4 protein-coding genes are annotated in these 4,969 nt (G+C 64.0%); 2 read left to right on the top strand and 2 right to left on the bottom strand.

The annotated features are described in order from the left end of the window. Positions 1 to 24 precede the first annotated feature (24 nt). A complete protein-coding gene (locus AC5JJ6_RS41255) occupies positions 25 to 1,368 on the bottom strand; it encodes a PQQ-dependent sugar dehydrogenase (protein ID WP_496047619.1) in 1,344 nt (447 codons plus the stop codon). 194 nt (positions 1,369 to 1,562) lie between these two features. On the opposite strand from AC5JJ6_RS41255, the gene AC5JJ6_RS41250 reads away from it, so the two are divergent. Both AC5JJ6_RS41250 and AC5JJ6_RS41245 read left to right on the top strand, forming a co-directional pair. Beyond that, a complete protein-coding gene (locus AC5JJ6_RS41250) occupies positions 1,563 to 3,017 on the top strand; it encodes an acetamidase/formamidase family protein (RefSeq protein WP_496047618.1) in 1,455 nt (484 codons plus the stop codon). 107 nt (positions 3,018 to 3,124) lie between these two features. Then, complete coding sequence (locus AC5JJ6_RS41245; RefSeq protein ID WP_496047617.1) at positions 3,125 to 4,078, top strand: aldo/keto reductase; 954 nt, start codon at positions 3,125 to 3,127, stop codon at positions 4,076 to 4,078. Between the two features lie 20 nt (positions 4,079 to 4,098). On the opposite strand, the gene AC5JJ6_RS41240 is transcribed toward AC5JJ6_RS41245, so the two are convergent. Next, positions 4,099 to 4,683, bottom strand: a complete 585-nt coding sequence (locus tag AC5JJ6_RS41240) for a hypothetical protein (protein WP_496047616.1) — start codon at positions 4,681 to 4,683, stop codon at positions 4,099 to 4,101. Between the last annotated feature and the right edge of the window lie 286 nt (positions 4,684 to 4,969).

Below are 4,969 nucleotides of genomic sequence, written 5' to 3'. Positions count from 1 at the left end.
GCCGCCGTTTCGTTTTTCGTCAGCTTACTGCTGCGACGCGACCCCGGCGTCCGCCGGTGCGGAAACCCGCCAGACGCGGTTGCCGACGTCGTCGGTGACCAGGATGCTGCCCTTGCCGTCAGGGCGGACATCGACCGGGCGGCCAAGCGCGTTGCCCTCGCCGTCGAGGAAGCCGGTCAGGATATCGACCGGCGTGCCGGCCGGCTTCCCGTCGGCGAAGGGGACGAAGATCACCTTGTAGCCACTATGCGGCTTGCGGTTCCAGGAACCGTGCTGGCCGACGAAGGCGCCGCTGGCGAACTGCTCGCCGAGCGTGTCGGGGTTGCCGAACGACAGGCCCAGCGATGCGGTGTGAGGCCCGAGCGCATAGTCCGGAACGATCGCCTTGGCGACCAGTTCGGGTTTCTGCGGCTCGACGCGGGTGTCGACGGTCTGGCCGTAATAGCTGTAGGGCCAGCCGTAGAAGCCGCCGTCCTGGACGGACGTCATGTAGTCGGGCACCAGATCGCTGCCGATCTCGTCACGCTCGTTGACCGCCGTCCACAGCTTGCCGGTCGAAGGCTCCCACGCCATGCCGTTGGGGTTGCGCAGGCCGGAGGCGAAGATGCGCTTCTGACCGCTCGACAGATCGACTTCCCAGATCGCGGCGCGGCCTTCTTCCATCTCCATGCCGTTCTCGCCGACATTGCTGTTCGACCCGACGGTCGCATACAGGAAGCGCCCGTCCTTACTGGCGATGATGTTCTTGGTCCAGTGGTGGTTGAGCGGACCGCCGGGAAGGTCGGTGACCTTGGTGCCGGGCGCCGTGATCTTGGTCTGCCCCGGCTCGTACGGGAATTTCACGATCGCGTCGGCGTTGGCGACGTAGAGGTCGTTGCCGACCAGTTCCATGCCGAACGGCGAGAACAGGTTTTCCAGGAAGACCGATTTGCTGTCGGCGACGCCATCGCCGTTGGTGTCGCGCAGCAGGGTGATGCGGTTGGCGCTGGGCGTCTTGGCCCCGGCGCGGCTCATCAGCAGACCCTGGACCCAGGCCTTGATGCCGCCTTGGCCGCCTTCCTTGGGGGGAGCGTTGGATTCCGCCACCAGCACGTCGCCGTTGGGCAGGATGTGGAGCCAGCGCGGATGGTCCAGGCCATCGGCGAAGGCCGCCACCTGGAGACCCTGTGCAACTGCGGGCATGCCGCCATCGGGCCAGCCCTTGGCGGGCGCCACATTGACGGTCGGGATGAGGGTTGCGTTGGGAGCCGGCAACTGCGGCTGCGGACCGGTGCCGGCGGCCACGGGGAGCGTCGCTTCCTCGCCGCATCCGGCAAGGGCGACCGCAGTTGCAGCAAGGAAGAGCGAGGCCGGAGATAGCATGCGCATGCGGCGAATCCTGAAATCAAAACGAGTGTTGGTTGCTCAACAAGGTTGTGCCCCTTCAGGTTCCCGTATGGCGCGAATGGGTCGGGCGGCCCGGAGCGGAGAAACCGGGTCCATAAATTGCATACTATTTTATGCGCATCGGCGCAAATGGACTTGAAACAAGGGGTCCATCAGTCTGACCGGAGAAGAAAAGCATGTGCCAGGGCGACGACCGGAACTGTCCGGACTTCGAGCAACATCGCCAGAGCTTTCTGAGCACCATGGATCACGAGCGGCGCTCGTTCCTGAAGAGCGCCTTCGCGGCGGCCGGCGGGGCAGGGGTATTGGGGGCGGGCGGACTGTCGCTCGTGACACCGTCGATGGCGGCTGCCGCCCAGGCGCTCCAGCCGGAGCGGACCAACCACTACCACCTGCCGGCGACGGCGGAGACGGTCCACTGGGGCTATTTCAGCAAGTCGCTGCCGGCCAGGGTCGAGATCTCGCCCGGCGACTACGTCACGATCGAGGCGCTGACCCATCACGCCAACGACGACGCCGAGCGGATGGTCAAGGGCGATCCGGGGGCCGAGAGCGTCTTCCACTGGAGCAAGGACAAGAAGAACGTGGACCGGCGCGGGGCCGGGCCGATGGACGCCTCCCTGTTCGGGCGGGGTGCCGGCGAGGGGCTGGGCGTCCATATCTGCACCGGGCCGGTGGCGATCCGGGGAGCGGAGCCGGGCGACGTGCTGGAAGTCAGGATCGTGGACATGAAGCCGCGTCCCAGCGCCAACCCGGAATTCGCCGGCAAGACCTTCGGCAGCAATGCCGCCGCGTGGTGGGGCTATCACTACAAGGACCTGCTGACAGAACCGAAGGAGCGGGAAGTCGTCACGATCTACGAGATCGACGCGCGCGGCGAGCGGAACTGGGCCAAGGCGGTCTACAACTACCGCTGGACGCCGCAGACCGATCCGTTCGGCGTGGTCCACAAGATCATCGACTATCCCGGCGTCCCGGTCGATCCTTCGACCATCACCAAGAACTTCGACGTGCTGAAGGGCATCCGCATCCCGGTCCGCCCGCATTTCGGCGTGCTGGCGGTGGCGCCGAAGGAGGCCGACATGGTGGACAGCATCCCGCCCGGCTATTTCGGCGGCAACATGGACAATTGGCGGCTCGGCAAGGGCGCCACGATGTATTACCCGGTGGCGGTTCCGGGAGCGATGTTCTCGGTCGGCGATCCTCACGCGTCGCAGGGGGATTCCGAACTGTGCGGCACCGCGATCGAGTGCTCCTTCACCGGGACCTTCCAGTTCATCCTGCACAAGGCGGCCGATCTGCGCGGCACCGCCCTGGAAGGGCTGGACTTCCCCATGCTGGAAACCGCCGACGACTGGGTCATGCACGGCTTCAGCTATCCCAACTACCTGGAGCAATTGGGCGACAAGGCGCAGTCGGCGATCTACGAGAAGTCGTCGGTCGATCTCGCCATGCGCGACGCCTTCCGCAAGATGCGGCAGTTCCTGATGAACGCCAAGGGCTTGAGCGAGGACGAAGCGGTGTCGCTGATGTCGCTGGGCGTCGACTTCGGCATTACCCAGGTGGTGGACGGCAACTGGGGCGTCCACGCGATCATCAAGAAGGCGATCTTCTCCGGCGTCGAGAGCTGACCGGCCCTTCGTGACTGGAACGTCAAATAAAATACCGTGTTGGCGGAGTGGGCGGACGGAAAGCGCCGCCCGCTCTTTCCGATCCGTAATTCGAAGGAACCGACCCTATGGAGAAGCGGCAGCTTGGCCGGTCCGGCCTTGAGGTGGTCCCGCTTTGTTTTGGCGGCAATGTGTTCGGCTGGACCATCGACGAGCCGACATCGCACCGCATCCTCGACGCCTTCGTGGGCGAAGGCTTCAACTTCATCGATACGGCCGACATGTATTCCCGCTGGGCGCAGGGCAACAGCGGCGGCGAGTCCGAGACGATCATCGGCTCCTGGCTGAAGGGCCGGGGCGACCGCGACAAGCTGGTGATCGCGACCAAGGTCGGGATGGAGATGGGGCTGGGCAGGAAGGGGCTGGCTCCCGCCTATATCCGCGCTTCGGTCGAAGACTCGCTGCGCAGGCTCCAGACCGACTACATCGACCTCTACCAGTCCCACGCCGACGATCCGGACACGCCGTTCGAGGACGTGCTGGGCACCTATCAGGAACTGATCGAGCAGGGCAAGGTGCGTGCGATCGGGGCGTCGAACATCTCGGCGGCCCGCCTTCGGCAAGCACTGGACGTCAGCGCCCGGACCGGGCTGGTGCGCTACGAGAGCCTTCAGCCAGAGTACAACCTGTTCGACCGCACCGGGTACGAGGCCGAGCTTGAGCCGCTGTGCCGGGAGCACGGCCTCGGCGTCATCACGTATTATTCGCTGGCGAGCGGCTTCCTGTCCGGCAAGTACCGCAAGCCGGAGGATGCGTCCCGGAGCCCGCGCGGCGAGGGTGTCGTGTCCAAATACCTGAACGACAAGGGCCGCGCCATCCTGAAGGCGCTGGACGAGGTGGCGGCGCTGCACGACGCCACGCCGACGCAGGTGGCCTTGGCCTGGGTGATGGCCCGTCCCAGCGTGACCGCCCCGATCGCCAGCGCCACCAGCCTGGAGCAACTGAAGGACTTCGCGGGGGCGGCGAAGCTGAAACTGGACCAGGGATCGATCAGCCTTCTCGACGAGGCGGGCGGAGGCTGACGCCTCCGCCGTTCCCACCGTTACTTTTCGACCGCAGCGAAGACTTCTCCGATGCTGACGCCGGGAACGCCGGGGATGTTGTTCCAGGACGGGTCCGCCGGCGTGGATTGGACCATGTAGGCCCAATGGGTCATGCTGGACGTGTCGCTGCCGTTGGTCATCTGCATCATGAAGGCCCACTTGCCCTGGATCAGCGTCATGCGGCCGGGGCCGGTGCTCACTGTCGTGGAGGGGTCCGAAGGGACCGGCTTCTTCGACGGGTCAGGTGTCTCCGAGGCATCCGATGTCGAGGAGCTATCGACATTTTCCGGGGTGAAACTGACCATCACGTCGCCTTCCGGCGAGACCGAACCGATGATCGTCTGGTAGTTGAAGGGCTGGCCGTCGAAGCACAACGCTCCCCTGCCGGTGATGTAGCCGTGCTCGTACCGCAGGATCTGCCACAGGGTCTGATCCTTGACCGGGATGATCCGCTGTTCGCCCTTGTGATTTATCAGAAGCTTCTTGGCGAGCATATAGGCTTCCGGCACATACCAATAGGTGCCCTCCAGCCATGCCCACTTGGCGCTGTCGGGAAAGTCGGTGGCGCTGGTATCAATCGGCATGTCGATATCCTGTCTTGTCGCAGTAAGCATGACGGTCGTCATAAATGACGAGGGTGAAGCCGAATGTTACTGCAATCCGCGCGATATTTTATGTCAATACTATTATAAATGCAGAAATAGTATCAACGTAGACACTTTTTTGACGCCTGAATTTGGTGACTGAAGAGGTAGCCCAAACCGAACTCGGGATTTGATAAGGACCTGTTAACCCGAAACATGGAAACAATCAGCGCTTTCCAACGTGTTTCAGCAAACAGGACCGGACCCCGTGAAGACCCTTGCGAAG

The organism is Skermanella sp., from assembly GCF_059503625.1.
Note: the sequence above shows the minus strand (reverse complement) of the source record. Positions and strands in the feature narration are given on the sequence as shown.